General features: G+C 68.1%; 14 protein-coding genes. 12 read left to right on the forward strand and 2 right to left on the reverse strand.

Annotated features, from left to right (window positions below):
- Positions 1-78 precede the first annotated feature (78 nt).
- Complete coding sequence (locus AR539_RS08230; protein WP_066434663.1) at positions 79-459, forward strand: DUF485 domain-containing protein; 381 nt, start codon at positions 79-81, stop codon at positions 457-459.
- A complete protein-coding gene (locus AR539_RS08235; RefSeq protein ID WP_066434666.1) occupies positions 456-2075 on the forward strand; it encodes a solute symporter family protein in 1620 nt (539 codons plus the stop codon). The genes AR539_RS08230 and AR539_RS08235 overlap by 4 nt, the downstream gene beginning before the upstream one ends.
- A 110-nt stretch (positions 2076-2185) precedes the next feature.
- Here AR539_RS08235 and AR539_RS08240 read toward each other — a convergent pair whose 3' ends face one another.
- Positions 2186-2659 carry an Lrp/AsnC family transcriptional regulator gene (locus tag AR539_RS08240; protein WP_066434670.1) on the reverse strand — a complete coding sequence of 158 codons (474 nt, stop codon included), beginning with the start codon at positions 2657-2659 and terminating at the stop codon, positions 2186-2188.
- Positions 2660-2855: 196 nt separating this feature from the next.
- Between AR539_RS08240 and pdhA the strand changes: the two genes are divergently transcribed.
- The 3 genes from pdhA to AR539_RS08255 are packed head-to-tail and all read left to right on the forward strand — an operon-like array spanning position 2856 to position 6447.
- Positions 2856-4034 (forward strand): pyruvate dehydrogenase (acetyl-transferring) E1 component subunit alpha, encoded by a 1179-nt coding sequence (gene pdhA, locus AR539_RS08245; RefSeq protein ID WP_157360947.1) that lies wholly within the window; start codon positions 2856-2858, stop codon positions 4032-4034.
- Positions 4034-5044 (forward strand): alpha-ketoacid dehydrogenase subunit beta, encoded by a 1011-nt coding sequence (locus tag AR539_RS08250; protein ID WP_066434673.1) that lies wholly within the window; start codon positions 4034-4036, stop codon positions 5042-5044. The genes pdhA and AR539_RS08250 overlap by 1 nt, the downstream gene beginning before the upstream one ends.
- Positions 5041-6447, forward strand: coding sequence for a dihydrolipoamide acetyltransferase family protein (locus tag AR539_RS08255; protein ID WP_066434676.1), 1407 nt, complete (start codon positions 5041-5043; stop codon positions 6445-6447). Before AR539_RS08250 ends, AR539_RS08255 begins: the two co-directional genes overlap by 4 nt.
- A gap of 415 nt (positions 6448-6862) precedes the next feature.
- On the opposite strand, the gene AR539_RS08260 is transcribed toward AR539_RS08255, so the two are convergent.
- The gene (locus AR539_RS08260) at positions 6863-7501 is read right to left on the reverse strand and encodes an SACE_7040 family transcriptional regulator (protein ID WP_066434680.1); all 639 of its coding nucleotides are present in this window, start codon (positions 7499-7501) and stop codon (positions 6863-6865) included.
- Between the two features lie 145 nt (positions 7502-7646).
- On the opposite strand from AR539_RS08260, the gene AR539_RS08265 reads away from it, so the two are divergent.
- From AR539_RS08265 to AR539_RS08295, 7 genes are all read left to right on the forward strand, one after another.
- Positions 7647-9254 carry a carboxyl transferase domain-containing protein gene (locus AR539_RS08265; RefSeq protein WP_066434684.1) on the forward strand — a complete coding sequence of 536 codons (1608 nt, stop codon included), beginning with the start codon at positions 7647-7649 and terminating at the stop codon, positions 9252-9254.
- Positions 9255-9261: 7 nt separating this feature from the next.
- Positions 9262-11478, forward strand: coding sequence for an acetyl/propionyl/methylcrotonyl-CoA carboxylase subunit alpha (locus tag AR539_RS08270; RefSeq protein WP_066434686.1), 2217 nt, complete (start codon positions 9262-9264; stop codon positions 11476-11478).
- A gap of 106 nt (positions 11479-11584) precedes the next feature.
- Complete coding sequence (locus tag AR539_RS08275; RefSeq protein WP_066434689.1) at positions 11585-12748, forward strand: acyl-CoA dehydrogenase family protein; 1164 nt, start codon at positions 11585-11587, stop codon at positions 12746-12748.
- A 39-nt stretch (positions 12749-12787) separates the two neighbouring features.
- A complete protein-coding gene (locus tag AR539_RS08280; protein WP_066434692.1) occupies positions 12788-13588 on the forward strand; it encodes a CoA transferase subunit A in 801 nt (266 codons plus the stop codon).
- Positions 13589-13591: 3 nt separating this feature from the next.
- Positions 13592-14353, forward strand: a complete 762-nt coding sequence (locus AR539_RS08285) for a CoA transferase subunit B (protein ID WP_066434696.1) — start codon at positions 13592-13594, stop codon at positions 14351-14353.
- Positions 14350-14883 (forward strand): MaoC family dehydratase, encoded by a 534-nt coding sequence (locus AR539_RS08290; protein WP_066434697.1) that lies wholly within the window; start codon positions 14350-14352, stop codon positions 14881-14883. Before AR539_RS08285 ends, AR539_RS08290 begins: the two co-directional genes overlap by 4 nt.
- Before the next feature lie 4 nt (positions 14884-14887).
- Complete coding sequence (locus AR539_RS08295; RefSeq protein ID WP_066434700.1) at positions 14888-15721, forward strand: HpcH/HpaI aldolase/citrate lyase family protein; 834 nt, start codon at positions 14888-14890, stop codon at positions 15719-15721.
- The last annotated feature ends 331 nt before the right edge of the window (positions 15722-16052 follow it).

Here is a 16052-nt window from a genome sequence, read left to right on the forward strand (position 1 = left end):
AGTCACATTGGCCGGAGGGCTGTACTGAGCAGGCCAGGGCAGCCGGTGTGGACTCACCAGTCTCAATGAGGAGGAACGATGGGTCACGAAGCCCAAGAAACGGACGCTGCGGCGGCCGTGGACTTTAAGGAAGTCCAATCGACGCCGCGGTTCCAGGAACTGCGCAAGCGCCACCGCAGCTTTGTTTTTCCGATGGCCATTGCATTTCTGCTCTGGTACTTCGCCTATGTCCTGCTGGCCGACTACGCGGTGGAGTTCATGTCCACCAAGGTCTGGGGCAACATCAACATCGGCCTGATCATGGGCCTGCTTCAGTTCGTGACCACGTTCGCCATCACCGGCTGGTACGTCAGCTACTCGAACCGGAAGCTGGACCCCATCGCCGCCGAAATCCGTGAGGAAATCGAAGGCCACGAGTTCGACAAGCACGGCAACCGAGTGGGCGGGGCAGCACAATGACAACATTTATGGTTCCCGCGGTTGACGTCGCCGCCCTCAAGGACACCACACTGCTGAACATGGGCATCTTCGCCCTGTTCGTGGCGGTCACCATGGTGATCGTGTTCCGCGCCAGCCGTAACAACAAGACCGCCGCCGACTACTACGCGGCCGGGCGGTCCTTCACCGGCTCCCAGAACGGCACTGCGATCGCCGGCGACTACCTGTCAGCCGCATCCTTCCTGGGCATCACCGGCGCCATCGCCATCAACGGCTACGACGGCTTTATGTACTCCATCGGCTTCCTCGTCGCCTGGCTCGTTGCCCTGCTGCTCGTCGCCGAACTGCTGCGCAACACCGGCAAGTTCACCATGGCCGATGTCCTCTCCTTCCGGCTCAGGCAGCGTCCCGTGCGCATCGCCGCCGCCATCTCCACGCTCGCGGTCTGCTTCTTCTACCTCCTGGCCCAGATGGCCGGCGCCGGCAGCCTGATCTCCCTGCTGCTCGGCATCAGCGACTGGGGCGGGCAGGCGTTGGTGATCATCGTCGTCGGCGCCCTGATGATCATGTACGTCCTGATCGGCGGCATGAAGGGCACCACCTGGGTCCAGATCATCAAGGCCATCCTGCTGATTGCCGGCGCCGCGGTCATGACCCTCTGGGTCCTGGCAATCTACGGCTTCAACCTCTCCGCCCTGCTCGGCGGTGCGGTGGAGACCGCAGGCAACCCGAACATCCTCAACCCGGGCCTGCAGTACGGCAAGTCCGAGACCTCCAAGCTGGACTTCCTGTCCCTCGGCCTGGCACTGGTCCTCGGCACCGCGGCCCTGCCGCACGTGCTGATGCGCTTCTACACGGTCCCGACCGCCAAGGAAGCCCGCAAGTCCGTGGTCTGGTCCATCTGGCTGATCGGCCTGTTCTACCTCTTCACCCTGGTGCTCGGCTACGGTGCCGCTGCCCTGGTGGGCGCTGACACCATCAAGGCCGCCCCGGGCGGCGTGAACTCCGCGGCGCCGCTGCTGGCCTTCCACCTCGGCGGACCGCTGCTGCTCGGCTTCATCTCCGCGGTGGCCTTCGCCACCATCCTGGCCGTCGTCGCCGGCCTCACCATCACGGCCGCGGCGTCGTTTGCGCACGACATCTACGCCAACGTCCTGGCCAAGGGCAAGGCCGATCCTGACACCGAGGTCAAGGTGGCCCGGAAGACCGTCGTCGTGATCGGTATCCTGGCGATCATCGGCGGCATCTTCGCCAACGGGCAGAACGTCGCGTTCCTCGTGGCACTGGCCTTCGCCGTCGCGGCATCGGCCAACCTGCCCACCATCCTGTACTCGCTGTTCTGGCGCCGCTTCACCACCCAGGGCGCCATCTGGAGCATGTACGGCGGCCTGGGATCGGCGATCATCCTGATCGCCCTGTCCCCGGTGGTGTCGGGAGCGAAGACGTCGATGATTCCGGGCGCCAACTTCGCGATCTTCCCGCTGAGCAACCCCGGCATCGTCTCCATCCCGCTCGCGTTCTTCCTGGGCTGGCTGGGCACCGTGCTGGACAAGCGGCTCGAAGACACCTCCAAGCAGGCCGAAATGGAAGTCCGTTCCCTCACGGGTGTGGGCGCCGAGAAGGCCACCAACCACTAACGGCGCCGGAACCGGCCCCACACAGCAGGAGCCCCCGTGCAGCCGCACGGGGGCTCCTGCTGTTTGTGTCCATGAAATCCCGGGGGCCGGCGGCTCGCGGGGGCTAAGCGTCAGCCTTCGGCCGAGCCGCGTTCGAGCAGCGGCTGGATCCGGAACGGGATCATCTCGCTCATGGCCAGGGCCGTGTCCGTCCGGTCCACGCCGTCGCAAGCGAGGATCTTGCCGTTGATCCGGAACAGGTCCTCGGCGTCGAGCGCCACCACCCGCAGCAGCAGGTCGGCCGATCCGGTCAGGCCGTAACCCTCCAGGATCTCCGGAATGTCGGCCAGCTCTCCGGCCAGCCGGCCCAGCTTCTGCTGCTGCACATGCACGGAAATGAAGGCCATCAGCGGGTAGCCCAGCGCGGCCGGATTGATGCGGCGCTCAAAGGAGAGGAACACGTGTTTCTTCTCCAGCTGGGCCATCCGGGCCTGCACGGTATTCCGCGACAATCCCAGCTTCTGGGCCAGTGCCACGACGGTCCCGCGGGGGTCCCGGGCCATCGCCGAAAGCAGGCGGGTGTCGGTGCCATCCAAGGGTTGCATAATGCGCAAGATTAGCACGGTGCCAGCATGCCCGGCGGTGCAGAATGCTCAATTTATCCGGGGGTGGTTGTACCCAATGGGCATTGTGAGTAGGGTCACAACTATCCGGGGCAACGGCGCCCGGGCGGCCGGTGCGCACCGGGATCACGAGTCCCTGCGAGCAGTGGTCAGACGACGTCAGAAGGTGCGGACAACTGTGTTTACCGACGACGCGGGCAAGGGCGGCATTTCCGCCGGGGGCCCCGGGAACAGTGCAGAATCAAACAGGCGGACGGGCGGGGACCTCGTTCAGCTCATCACCCCCGGGGGTGAACGCGTCAGCCATCCCGAGTTTGACCCCTGGCTGCAGGACGTCACCGACGAACAGTTGGGTGCGCTCTACGAGGACATGGTGGTCATCCGCCGGATCGATGCCGAGGCCACGGCTCTGCAGCGCCAGGGTGAACTCGCCCTCTGGCCGCCGCTGCTGGGCCAGGAAGCCTCCCAGATCGGCTCGGCCCGGGCCCTTCGCGACGACGACTTCGTCTTCCCCAGCTACCGTGACAACGGCGTCGCCTACTGCCGCGGGGTCAACCCCGAGGACATCGTCAAAGCCTGGCGGGGCAACGCGCTGGCCGGCTGGGACCCCTACACAGTCAACGTCGCCACGCAGCAGATCATCATCGGCGCCCAGTCCCTGCATGCCACCGGCTACGCGATGGGAATCCAGAACGACGGCGCCGACTCGGTCGCCGTGGCCTACTTCGGCGACGGCGCCACGAGCGAGGGCGACGTCAACGAGGCCATGGTGTTCGCGGCCAGCTTCCAGGCCCCGGTGGTCTTCTTCTGCCAGAACAACCACTGGGCCATTTCCGAGCCCGTCCGCCTGCAGTCCCACATCCAGATCGCGGACCGTGCCGCCGGCTTCGGCATCCCCAGCATGCGCGTGGACGGCAACGACGTCCTGGCCGTGATGGCCGCGACCCGCATCGCCCTCGACCGTGCCCGCCACGGCGGCGGACCCACCTTCATCGAAGCCGTCACCTACCGCATGGGCCCGCACACGACGGCGGACGACCCCACCCGGTACCGCGATGCCAACGAACTTGAGGACTGGGCCGCCAAGGACCCGATCGCCCGGCTGAAAACACTGCTGGAGCGCAAGGGGCTGCTCCCCGAGGAGCTCGAAGCCACCGTCGCCGCCGCGGCGGACGCCGTGGCCAAGGCGCTGCGCTCCGGCACCATCAACATGCCCGACCCGGCGCCGATGGACATCTTCAAGCACGTCTACAGCACGCCCAACTCCTCGCTGGACCGCCAGCAGGACCACTATTCCCGTTACCTGGCTTCCTTCGGCGATCCCGCAGAAGCCGCCACTGAAGAAGGTGCACGCTGATGACGCAGATGACCTTTGCCCGAGCCATCAATTCGGGCCTGCGCAAGTCCCTCGAGAATGATCCCAAGGTAGTCCTCATGGGCGAGGACATCGGCGCGCTCGGCGGCGTCTTCCGCGTCACCGACGGGCTGCAGAAGGACTTCGGCAAGCACCGCGTCGTGGACACTCCACTGGCAGAATCCGGCATCATGGGCACCGCCGTCGGACTTGCCTACCGCGGCTACCGCCCGGTGGTGGAGATCCAGTTCGACGGCTTCATCTACCCGGCCTTCGACCAGATCGTCAGCCAGGTCGCCAAGATGCACTACCGCACCCAGGGCGCGGTCAAGATGCCCATCACCATCCGCGTGCCCTTCGGCGGCGGCATCGGCTCACCCGAACACCACTCCGAATCACCCGAGGCCTACTTCACCCACACCTCGGGCCTGCGCGTTGTCTCCGTCTCCAACCCGCAGGACGCCCACACCATGATCCAGCAGGCCATCGCCTCCGACGATCCCGTCCTGTACTTCGAGCCCAAGCGCCGCTACCACGACAAGGGCGAGGTGGACGAGACCCTGGACCTCGGCGCCGCGCTGTCCCTGGAAAAGGCCCGCGTCGTCACCGAGGGCACCGACGTGACCCTCGTGGCCTACGGCCCGCTGGTCAAGACCGCCAAGGACGCCGCGCTCGCCGCCGCGGACGAGGGGGTGTCGGTCGAGGTCATCGACCTGCGCTCGCTCGCCCCGGTGGACTTCGCCACCCTGGAAGCCTCGGTCCGGAAGACCGGCCGGCTGGTCATCACGCACGAAGCCTCGCAGACCGGCGGCCTCGGCGCCGAGGTGGCCGCCAGCATCACCGAACGCTGCTTCTACCACCTGGAGGCCGCCCCGGTCCGCATCACCGGCTTCGATGTCCCGTACCCCTACTCGAAGCTTGAAATGCACCACCTCCCGGGCCTGGACCGGATCCTGGACGGCGTCGACCGTGCCCTGGGCCGCCCCAACTCCCTGAGCGGGCTGGAAGGATGAGCGCCACCATGATCAAGGAATTCAAGCTGCCGGACCTCGGTGAGGGTCTCACCGAATCGGAAATCGTCGCGTGGAAGGTTGCGGTGGGGGATACCGTCGCGCTCAACCAGATCATCGCGGAGGTGGAAACGGCCAAGGCCGTGGTGGAGCTTCCCTCGCCGTTTGCCGGCGTCGTGGCCGCCCTGCACGAACAGCCCGGCACCGTCGTCGAGGTGGGCAAGCCCATTGTTTCCTTCGAGGTTGCAGGCGACGACGGCGGTCCCGCCGCCGGTGGCACCGGTTCCGACGCCGGGGCTCCGGCCAGACGCGAACCGAACCTGGTGGGCTACGGCGCCGTCCTGGAGACTTCCGGCCGCCCGGCACGCCGCGCCCGCACCTTCGCCGCGCAGGCGGTTCCGGCTGCCGCGGCCGCACCCGCCCCGGTGGCTGCGCCGGTGTCCGCGCCGGCCGCAGCCCCCGCCCCGGTCATCGAGCCCGTGGCAGCTGTTGCCGCAGCGCCGCTGCAGGCCGAGCGCCCGCGGTCCACGCCGCCCGTGCGGAAGCTGGCCAAGGACCTCGGAGTTGACCTGGCCGCCGTCACCGGCACCGGGGAACACGGCCTGATCACCCGGGAGGACGTCCGCAACTTCGTCGGCGGGGGAGACCTGCCCGTCGCGCCGCAGGACCTGGCCGGGGTTGCCCCGCAAGCCGCGGCGGACGGCGAACGGGAGACCCGGACCCCCATCAAGGGCGTGCGGAAGCACACCGCTGCCGCCATGGTCTCCAGCGCCTTCACCGCTCCGCACGTCACGGAGTTTCTCACCGTCGACGTCACCCCCACTATGGAGCTGCTGGCAAAGCTCAAGGCCAGCCGGGCGTTTGCCGGCTACAAGCTCACCCCGCTGACCCTGGTGTCCAAGGCCGTGCTCATCGCCCTGCGCAACCACCCCACGCTCAACTCGCGCTGGGACGAGGCGACCCAGGAAATCGTCCAGTACAACTACGTGAACCTGGGCATTGCGGCTGCCACCCCGCGGGGCCTCACCGTGCCGAACATCAAGGACGCCCACCGGATGTCCCTGCTGGAGCTCTCCACGGCGCTGACCGCACTGACGGACACGGCCCGGGCGGGCAAGACCGCCCCGTCCGAGCTGTCCGGGGGCACCATCTCCATCACCAACATCGGTGTCTTTGGCATCGACGCCGGCACGCCCATCCTCAACCCGGGCGAGGCCGCCATCCTGGCCCTGGGAGCCGTGCGGAAGATGCCGTGGGAATACCAGGACGAGGTGGCGCTGCGCCAGGTCATGACGCTCAGCCTCTCCTTCGACCACCGCCTGGTCGACGGCGAGCAGGGCTCGCGTTTCCTGCAGGACCTCGGCGCCATGCTGTCCGACCCGGGCATGGTCCTCGCGATGGTCTAGCCACAGGGCTCAAAGGCCGGGCATTCACGTGGTGGGTGCCCGGCCTTTTGCCGTCCGGGGGCACTTCGGGGACGGATCCCGACGTCGGCGCCTGGTTTAGCGGCGTGTCCGCGCCAATGTGCCCCCGGAGCGCCGCCGGCCGGAAGGTGGCTTATCGGGCGGTTCTGCTGTGCGCCCTGGGTTTCGCCGTCCGCGGGCACTTTGGGCCCGGATCCCGACGTCGGCGCCTTGTTTAGCGGCGTGTCCGCGCCAATGTGCCCCCGGAGCCCCGGCGGCCGGAAGGTGGCTTAGAAAGAGGGCAGCAGTCCTGTTGTGCGACCGGGGTTTCTCCGTCCGGGGGCACTTTGGGCTCAGATCCCGACGTCGGCGCCTGGTTCAGCGGCGTGTCCGCGCCAATGTGCCCCCGGAGCGCCGGCTATCCGAGCGGTTCGGGAACCGCCGGGGCCAGGAGGGCCGCCAGGGCCATGCTCTGCAGCAGCGGCCGAGCGCGTTTGACCGCAATCCGCCGCCCGTGGCTGCGCACTGAGTGGGGGGTGGAGTTGATGAGGCCGAACGTGGCGTGGGCCCGCATCCGCAGCTCGGCGGCCTCGGTCCCGGGGTGCAGCCCGGCCAGGACCTCGACCCAGAGCTCCACGTAGTTCCGCTGCAGGGTGCGGACCTCGGCCTGGTCGTCGTCGGCGAGGTTGCTGAAGTCCTGGTCCTGCACCCGGATGACGTCCGGGTTGCTGAGGGCGAAGTCCACGTGGAACTCCACCAGCTTGTGCAGCGCCTCGGACGCGCCGCCGGAATCGGCAACCACCCGCCGGCCGCCGTCGAGCAGTTCCTGGCTGACGCTCAGCAGGAGCGCCCCCAGGACAGCCTGCTTGCCGGCGAAGTGGCGGTACACGGCCGGGCCGCTGACGCCGGCAGCAGCGCCGAGGTCCTCGAGGGACACGCGGTTGAACCCGTCGACGGCGAACAGGGCGGCGGCCGAGGACAGCAGCGCCTGGCGGCGGTTCTCCTTCGCCTGGCCGCGCTGGGTGGTCGGAAGCTCGGTCACCGGCGCATCCCTCATCTCGACTTGTCAGCCCCCGCAGGCCGTGTTGGACATCACAGTTAATAGAGACTAACCTAAATCTCAGTTATGCGGTACTAACCGAAATGGCTGGGGCGGGCTCAGGTCAGGTCCCCAGCATGAAGGCCCAGAACGGAAGCAGTCAATGGAGACAATCGCCAGCCAGGTGGACGCCGCGAGCGCCGCCTACGCCGCGAACCGCGAGGCCCAGCTGGGGCTGGCCCGCGAGCTGAAGGAACGCCTCGCCACGGCCGCGCTGGGCGGGCCGCAAAAGTCCCGGGAGCGGCACGTGGCCCGCGGCAAGCTCCTGCCGCGCGAGCGCATCGACCAGTTGCTCGACGACGGCAGCCCGTTCCTTGAGATCGCCCCGCTGGCCGCCGACGGCATGTACGACGGCGATTCGCCCGGCGCCGGCGTGATTGCCGGGATCGGGCTGGTCCACGGCCGCCAGGTCCTGGTGATCTCCAACGACGCCACCGTCAAGGGCGGCACCTACTACCCGATGACGGTCAAGAAGCATCTCCGCGCCCAGGAGATCGCGCTGGAGAACCGGCTGCCCTGCATCTACCTGGTGGACTCCGGCGGGGCCTTCCTGCCCAAGCAGGACGAGGTCTTCCCGGACAAGGAGCACTTCGGCCGGATCTTCTTCAACCAGGCCAAGATGTCCGCGGCGAAGATCCCGCAGATCGCCTCCGTGATGGGCTCCTGCACCGCCGGCGGCGCCTACGTGCCCGCCATGAGCGATGAAACCGTGATTGTCCGCAACCAGGGCACCATCTTCCTGGGCGGTCCGCCGCTGGTGAAAGCCGCGATCGGCGAGATCGTCACGGCGGAGGAGCTCGGCGGCGGCGACGTGCACTCGAAGATCTCCGGCGTGACGGACCACCTGGCCGAGAACGATGAGCATGCCCTCCAGATCGTCCGCGACATCGTCTCCACCCTGCCGAAGCCGGCCGCCCCCGCCTGGGACGTCGACACCGTCGTCGAGCCGGTGGCCGACCCGGAGGAGCTGTACGGCGCCGTCCCCACCGACGTCAACGCCCAGTACGACGTCCGCGAGGTCATCGCCCGGCTGGTGGACGGCAGCCGCTTCCACGAATTCAAGAAGAACTACGGCACCACCCTGGTCACGGGTTTCGCCAAGCTGCACGGCCACCCCGTGGGCATCGTCGCGAACAACGGCGTGCTCTTCAGCGAATCCTCGCTCAAGGGAGCCCACTTCATCGAGCTCTGCGACCAGCGCGGCATCCCGCTGATCTTCCTGCAGAACCTCTCGGGCTTTATGGTCGGCAAGGATTACGAACAGGGCGGCATCGCCAAGAACGGCGCGAAGATGGTCACCGCCGTCGCCACCGCGCGCGTGCCCAAGCTGACCGTCGTGATCGGCGGGTCCTTCGGCGCCGGCAACTACTCCATGTGCGGCCGGGCCTACTCGCCGCGCTTCCTTTGGATGTGGCCGGCCTCCCGGATCTCCGTGATGGGCGGGAACCAGGCCTCCAGCGTGCTCGCCACCGTCAAGCGGGACCAGTACGAGGCCCGCGGCGAGGAATGGTCCGCCGCGGACGAGGACGCGTTCAAGGCCCCGATCAAGCAGCAGTACGAGGACCAGGGCAGCCCCTACTATTCCACCGCCCGCCTCTGGGACGACGGCGTGATCGACCCCGCGGACACCCGCACCGTCCTGGGACTGGCGCTCGACGTCGTCTCCCGCACCCCGCTGCCGGAGACCTCCTTCGGCCTTTTCCGGATGTGAGCCAGCCATGACCATTTCTTCACCGACTGAAACTTCTCCGACTGAAGCTTCTCCGACAACGGAGCACAGCGCACCGCTGTTCGGCACCGTGCTCGTCGCCAACCGCGGCGAGATCGCCTGCCGCGTGATCCGCACGCTGCGCGCCCTGGGCATCCGCTCGGTCGCCGTCTATTCGGACGCCGACGCCGGCGCCCGGCACGTGCGGGAGGCGGATGTCGCCGTGCGGATCGGCCCGGCGGCCGCGGCCGAGAGCTACCTCAAAATCGAGGCCATCATCCAGGCCTGCCGAGAGACCGGCGCCGAAGCCGTGCATCCTGGCTACGGCTTCCTGAGCGAGAACGTCGACTTCGCCCGCGCCCTGGAGAAAGCGGGCCTCACGTTCATCGGCCCCGGCGTCGAATCCCTCAACGTCATGGGCGACAAGATCCGCTCCAAGAACCACGTCACCGGCTACGGCGTGCCAGTGGTTCCGGGCATCGCGGAGCCCGGCATGACGGACGCGCAGCTGATCGAGGCCGCGGCCGGCGTCGGATACCCGCTGCTCATCAAGCCCTCCGCCGGCGGCGGCGGGAAGGGGATGCACATCGTGGAACGCCCCGAGGACCTCGCGGACACCCTGGCCACCGCCCGCCGGGTCGCGGCCAGCGCCTTCGGTGACGACACCCTGTTCCTGGAGCGCCTGGTGCTCACGCCGCGGCACATCGAGGTGCAGGTGCTGGCGGACAACCACGGCAACGTCATCCACCTGGGGGAGCGCGAGTGCTCCCTGCAGCGCCGCCACCAGAAGGTCATCGAGGAAGCCCCCTCGCCGCTGCTGGAAAACCTGCCCGACGGCGAGGCCATCCGCGCCCGCCTCGGCGAAGCCGCCTGCAACGCGGCGCGCAGCGTCCACTACTCCGGCGCCGGCACCGTGGAGTTCCTGGTCTCGGACAGCGCCCCGGACGAGTTCTTCTTTATGGAGATGAACACCCGCCTGCAGGTCGAGCACCCCGTCACCGAAATGGTCACCGGCATCGACCTGGTCGAATGGCAGGTGCGCATCGCCGCCGGCGAGGAGCTCACCGTCCGCCAGGACGACGTCGTGCTCACCGGGCACTCCGTGGAGGCCCGCGTCTACGCCGAGGTCCCGGAGAAGAACTTCCTGCCCTCCATCGGACAGGTTGTGCTGCTGGACGAACTGCCGGACACAGCCAGCGGCAAGGTCCGGGTCGATTCGGCACTGCTGGAGGGCCTGCAGATCTCCAGCAGCTACGACCCGATGATCTCCAAAGTCATCGCGTGGGGCGAAAACCGGGCGGAGGCGCTGGACACCCTGGATGAGGCCCTCGCCGGGTACACCGCGCTGGGCATTGACACCAACGTCGAATACCTGCGGCTGCTGATCAACGACGTCGACGTCCGCGCCGGACGGCTGGACACCGGCCTGATCGAGCGCAAGATGCCCGAGTTCAGCTTCCGGCGCGTGGACGACGCCGAACTGGTGGCGGCCGCGCTGTATGCGCTGGCCATGGAGGAGCACAACACGGCCGCCGTTGACGGTCCCTGGCTGCGGCGGGACGGCTGGCGCCTGGGCGTTCCGGCCCCGCGGATGGTCAGCCTGGGGACGCCCGGCGGCGGCGTCGCCTCCGTGTACGTGCAGGGCAGCGCAACCTCGACCGACGTGACCGTCGCGGTCGGCGACGGACCGCACCGCCGGGCGTCCCTGCAGTTCCGCAGCCGCAACGACGTGATGGTGACCCTGGACGGTGTGGACCGCATCTACCGCCTCGCCCCGGCCTCCACCGGACCCACCGCCCCGGCCCGGGACAACCAGGCGCCCGGCGTGCCCGACGGGATCTTCCTCGGCAACGAGGGCTGGTCCTGCCGGCTCGAGGTGCTCACCCGCGAAGCCCGGCTGGCCCGGGTGCTGGCCGCCATCGAGAAGGAGGAAGGCGCAGCGGACCCCGCGGTGCGCTCGCCGATGCCGGGCACGGTGGTGTCCGTCTCCGTGAACAACGGGGATGCCGTCACCGCCGGACAGGTCCTGCTCGCGGTGGAGGCCATGAAGATGGAGCACCAGCTGGTGGCCCCGCTGGACGGCACCGTCCACATCAGCGCCGGCACCGGCGACCTGGTCAAGGCGGACCAGGTCCTCGCCACTGTCCACCCCGCTCACACGGGGGAGCCTTCGAAAGCGGAAGACACCATCGAGGAAGCCGTCATAGCAATGGGCGCGGCGGACTAGATTCCCAAGCTTCACCACCAGACCGTATTTCCCAGACAGCACCACTTTCCAGACCGAACACCTTCCAGACCGCACCACGGACAGAATGACCGACAAAGGAGTCACCATGCCAGATTTTGAACTCAGCGAGGACTACCAGGACCTCAGCAACACCGTCCGCGAATTCGCCGACGAAGTGGTGGCCCCGGTCTCCGCCAAGCACGACGAGGAGCACAGCTTCCCCTACGAGGTTGTCTCCCAGATGGCCGACATGGGCCTGTTCGGCCTGCCCTTCCCGGAGGAGTTCGGCGGCATGGGCGGGGACTACTTCGCGCTCGCCCTCGCCCTCGAGCAGCTGGGCCGCGTCGACCAGTCCGTCGCGATCACCCTGGAAGCCGGCGTATCCCTCGGCGCCATGCCGATCCACCGCTTCGGCAACGCCGCCCAGAAGGAGGAGTGGCTGCCGCTGCTGGCCTCCGGCAAGGCGCTCGCCGGGTTCGGCCTGACCGAACCCGAGGCAGGCTCCGACGCGGGCGGCACCAAGACCACCGCCAAGCTGGGCGGCGGGGAGTGGGTCATCAACGGCAACAAGGAGTTCATCACCAACTCCGGCACCGACATCACCCGGCTTGTCACGGTCACCGCGGTGACCGGCCAGGAGGAGCGCCCCGACGGCAGCATCAAGAAGGAAATCTCCACCATCCTGGTGCCCACCAACACCCCCGGATTCCGGGCGGAGAAGGCCTACAACAAGGTCGGCTGGAACGCCTCGGACACCCACCCGCTGACCCTGGACAACGTCCACGTCCCCGAGGCGAACCTGCTGGGCACGCGGGGCCGCGGCTACGCCAACTTCCTCTCCATCCTGGACGAGGGCCGGATCGCCATCGCGGCGCTGGCCGTCGGCGCAGCCCAGGGCTGTGTGGACCAGGCCGTGAAATACGCCAAGGAACGCAGCGCGTTCGGGCAGAACATCGGCAAGTACCAGGCCGTCGCGTTCAAGATCGCCAGGATGGAAGCCCGCGCCCACACCGCCCGGCTGGCCTACTACGATGCGGCCGCCCGGATGCTCGCCGGCAAGCCGTTCAAGACGCAGGCGGCCATCGCTAAGATGGTCGCAGGCGAGGCAGCCATGGACAACGCGCGGGACGCCACCCAGGTGTTCGGCGGCTATGGCTTCATCAACGAATTCACCGTGGCGCGCCACTACCGCGACTCCAAGATCCTTGAGGTCGGCGAGGGCACCACGGAGGTCCAGCTGATGCTGATCGCCCGCGAACTGGGGCTCTGACCGGCCCGCTGGCCGCAACCGTCGAGAGAGGGATCAACGATGATTAACAAGGTTGTGGCCAGCGCTGCCGAGGCAGTGGCCGACATCCACGACGGCGCCTCACTCGCCGTCGGCGGGTTTGGCCTCTGCGGAATCCCCGTAGCCCTCATCGAGGCCCTGCACCAAAGCGGCGCCACGGACCTGGAGACCGTCAGCAACAACTGCGGCGTGGACGACTGGGGGCTCGGGATCCTGCTGAAGGACGGCAGGATCCGCCGCACCATTAGCTCCTACGTGGGGGAGAACAAGGAGTTCGCCCGGCAGTACCTCGCCGGCGAGCTGGAGGTGGTCCTCACACCGCAGGGCACGCTGGCCGAGAAGCTGCGCGCCGGCGGTGCGGGGATCCCGGCGTTCTACACCCCGGCCGGCGTCGGCACCCAGGTGTCCGACGGCGGCCTGCCGCAGAAGTACGACGCCGACGGCAACATCGCGGTCGCCTCAGAAGCCAAGGAGGTGCGCAGCTTCCACGGCGCCGACTATGTGCTCGAGGAATCGCTCACCCCCGACTTCGGCCTGGTGCACGCCTGGAAGGGCGACCGCCACGGCAACCTCGTCTTCCACGCCACGGCGATGAACTTCAACCCGCTCTGCGCCATGGCCGGGAAGATCACCATCGCCGAGGTTGAGGAACTGGTGGAGCCGGGGGAGCTGGACCCGGAGCACGTCCACATTCCCGGCATCTTCGTCCAGCGTGTGGTGCTGGCTCCCGGCGTCGAGAAGCGGATCGAGAAGCGGACGGTAGCCCTGGGGGCCCCGCCCGCCGGCACCGGAACCCCAGCCACCCACCAGTCAGGAGCCTAGGCCATGGAATCCCAAAGCCTGCAGGAGGAACCGCCCCGCCCGGAGGCCGTGCGCCACGAATACCGGCCCGCCGCCGTCGAACACCCCGCCGGGGTGGAGAGCAAGGGCTGGACGCGGAACGAACTGGCCGCGCGGGTGGCACGGGAGCTGCGGAACGGGCAGTACGTCAACCTTGGCATCGGCATGCCCACGCTGATCCCCAACTACATCCCCGCCGGCGTCGAGGTGGTGCTGCACTCCGAGAACGGGATCCTGGGCGTCGGGCCCTACCCCGCGGAGGACGCGGTGGATCCGGACCTGATCAACGCCGGCAAGGAAACCGTCACGGTCAACAAGGGGGCCGCGTTCTTCGACTCCGCCGCCTCCTTCGGGATGATCCGCGGCGGGCACGTGGACGTGGCCGTCCTCGGGGCGATGGAAGTTGCCCGGAACGGCGACCTGGCCAACTGGATGATCCCCGGCAAGATGGTCAAGGGCATGGGCGGCGCCATGGACCTGGTGTTCGGCGCCAAGAAGGTCATCGTGATGATGGAGCACACCGACCGGAACGGCCGGCCCAAGATCGTGGAGCAGTGCACGCTGCCGCTCACCGGGAAAGGCTGCGTGGACCGGATCATCACCGACCTTGCGGTGATCGACGTCGTGACCGACGGCGGACAATCCCGGCTGGTGCTGCGCGAACTCGCCCCCAACGTGACGGCCGAGGACGTGGCCGCAGCCACCGGAGCCGAACTTTTCGAGGAAGACCAGGAACTGACGGTATGACCACTGAATCCCAGCACACCACTGAAACCCGTGTCATTGAGCAGCGGGGCCTGTACTTCGACGAGCTCGAGGAGGGCGTGGTCTACGCGCACCGGCCCGGCCGGACCGTCACCGAGGCGGACAACGTCCTCTTCACCACCATGACCATGAACACCCAGGCCCTGCACCTTGACGCCGCGTGGAGCGCGGAGCAGCCCTTTGGCCAGCGCCTCATGAACTCCATGTTCACCTTGGCCACCGTGGTGGGTCAGTCGGTGCCGCAGCTGACCCAGGGCACCATCATCGCCCAGCTGGGGCTCACGGACGTGTCGTTCCCGCACCCGATGTACCACGGCGACACCCTTTACACGGAGACAGTGGTCACCGGGAAGCGCCTGTCCTCCTCCCGTCCCGGCCAGGGGATCGTGACTATGAAGCACACCGGCCGGAACCAGCACGGCGACGTCGTTGCGCTCGCCACGCGCAGCTGCCTGATGTGGACCCGGGAAGCGCACTCCGCAGACCAGACCGCACACAGAGGGGCAGAATAGATCCATGAGTTTCCTGATGGGCCCCGCCCTGCTGTTCTGCCCCGCCGACCGCCCGGAGCGCTACCAGAAAGCAGCCGAGCGCTCCGATGCCGTGATTGTGGACCTCGAGGACGCCGTCGCGCCGGCCGACAAGCAACGGGCGCGCGGCGCCATCCTCGCCCAGCTCGGCGCCACCGGGGACGTCCCTGAACTCGACCCCAGCCGCACCATTATCCGGATCAACCCAGCCGGCACGGAGGAGTTCGAGAAGGACCTCCACTGCCTGAAACACACTCCCTACCGGCACATCATGCTGGCCAAGGCAGAGGGCGCCCACCAGCTCAAGGAGCTGGAAGGCTACAGCGTCATTGCGCTCTGCGAGACCGCCCTGGGGGTGGTCAACGCCGCCGCCATCGCCGCCGAACCCAACGTGGTGGGGCTGATGTGGGGCGCCGAGGACCTGCTCGCCTCGCTCGGCGGCACGTCCAGCAGGACGGACGACGGCGCCTACCGCGCGGTCGCGCTGCACGCCCGCTCCACCGTGCTGCTGGCCGCCCGGGCGTTCGGCAAGGAGGCCGTCGACTCGGTCTACGTCAACATCCCGGACCTGGACGGCCTCGCCGTCGAAGCCCGCGACGCCGTCGCTTCAGGCTTTAGCTCCAAGGCGTGCATCCACCCGAGCCAGGTGGCCGTGGTGCGTGGGGCGTACGCACCGTCCGAGTCCGAGGTCGCGGCTGCCGCCGAACTGCTGGCCGCCGCCGCCGAGGCTGGCTCGGGTGTATTCCAGTTCAACGGCAAGATGATCGACGGGCCCCTCCTGAAGCACGCCGAATCCACCCTTCGCCGCGCCAGCCACTAGCGCCCGCACCGGCGCCCGGTGTGGCCGGGCGTCGTCGATTCACCACGAATGGCCGCTATGGAGGCTCTCTTAGCGGCCATCTGTGGCAAATGGGTGTCACCCCGACACCCCCCTGCGCTGACCGAGCGGGGGTTCGTGGCGGCTCTGCGGAGCACCGGAGCCGGCCCGGTGCGGCCGGGCGTCGTCGATTCACCACGAATGGCCGCTATGGAGGCTCTCATAGCGGCCATTTGTGGCAAATGGGTGTCCCGAGGGTCAACGGTGCCCGGGCGCTGCCGCGAAGAATGCGCATGTTCCGTACTTCACCCGGAAATTGGACATGCTCCGCGCA

This window comes from Arthrobacter sp. EPSL27 (genome assembly GCF_001512305.1).
GTDB lineage: Bacteria > Actinomycetota > Actinomycetes > Actinomycetales > Micrococcaceae > Arthrobacter.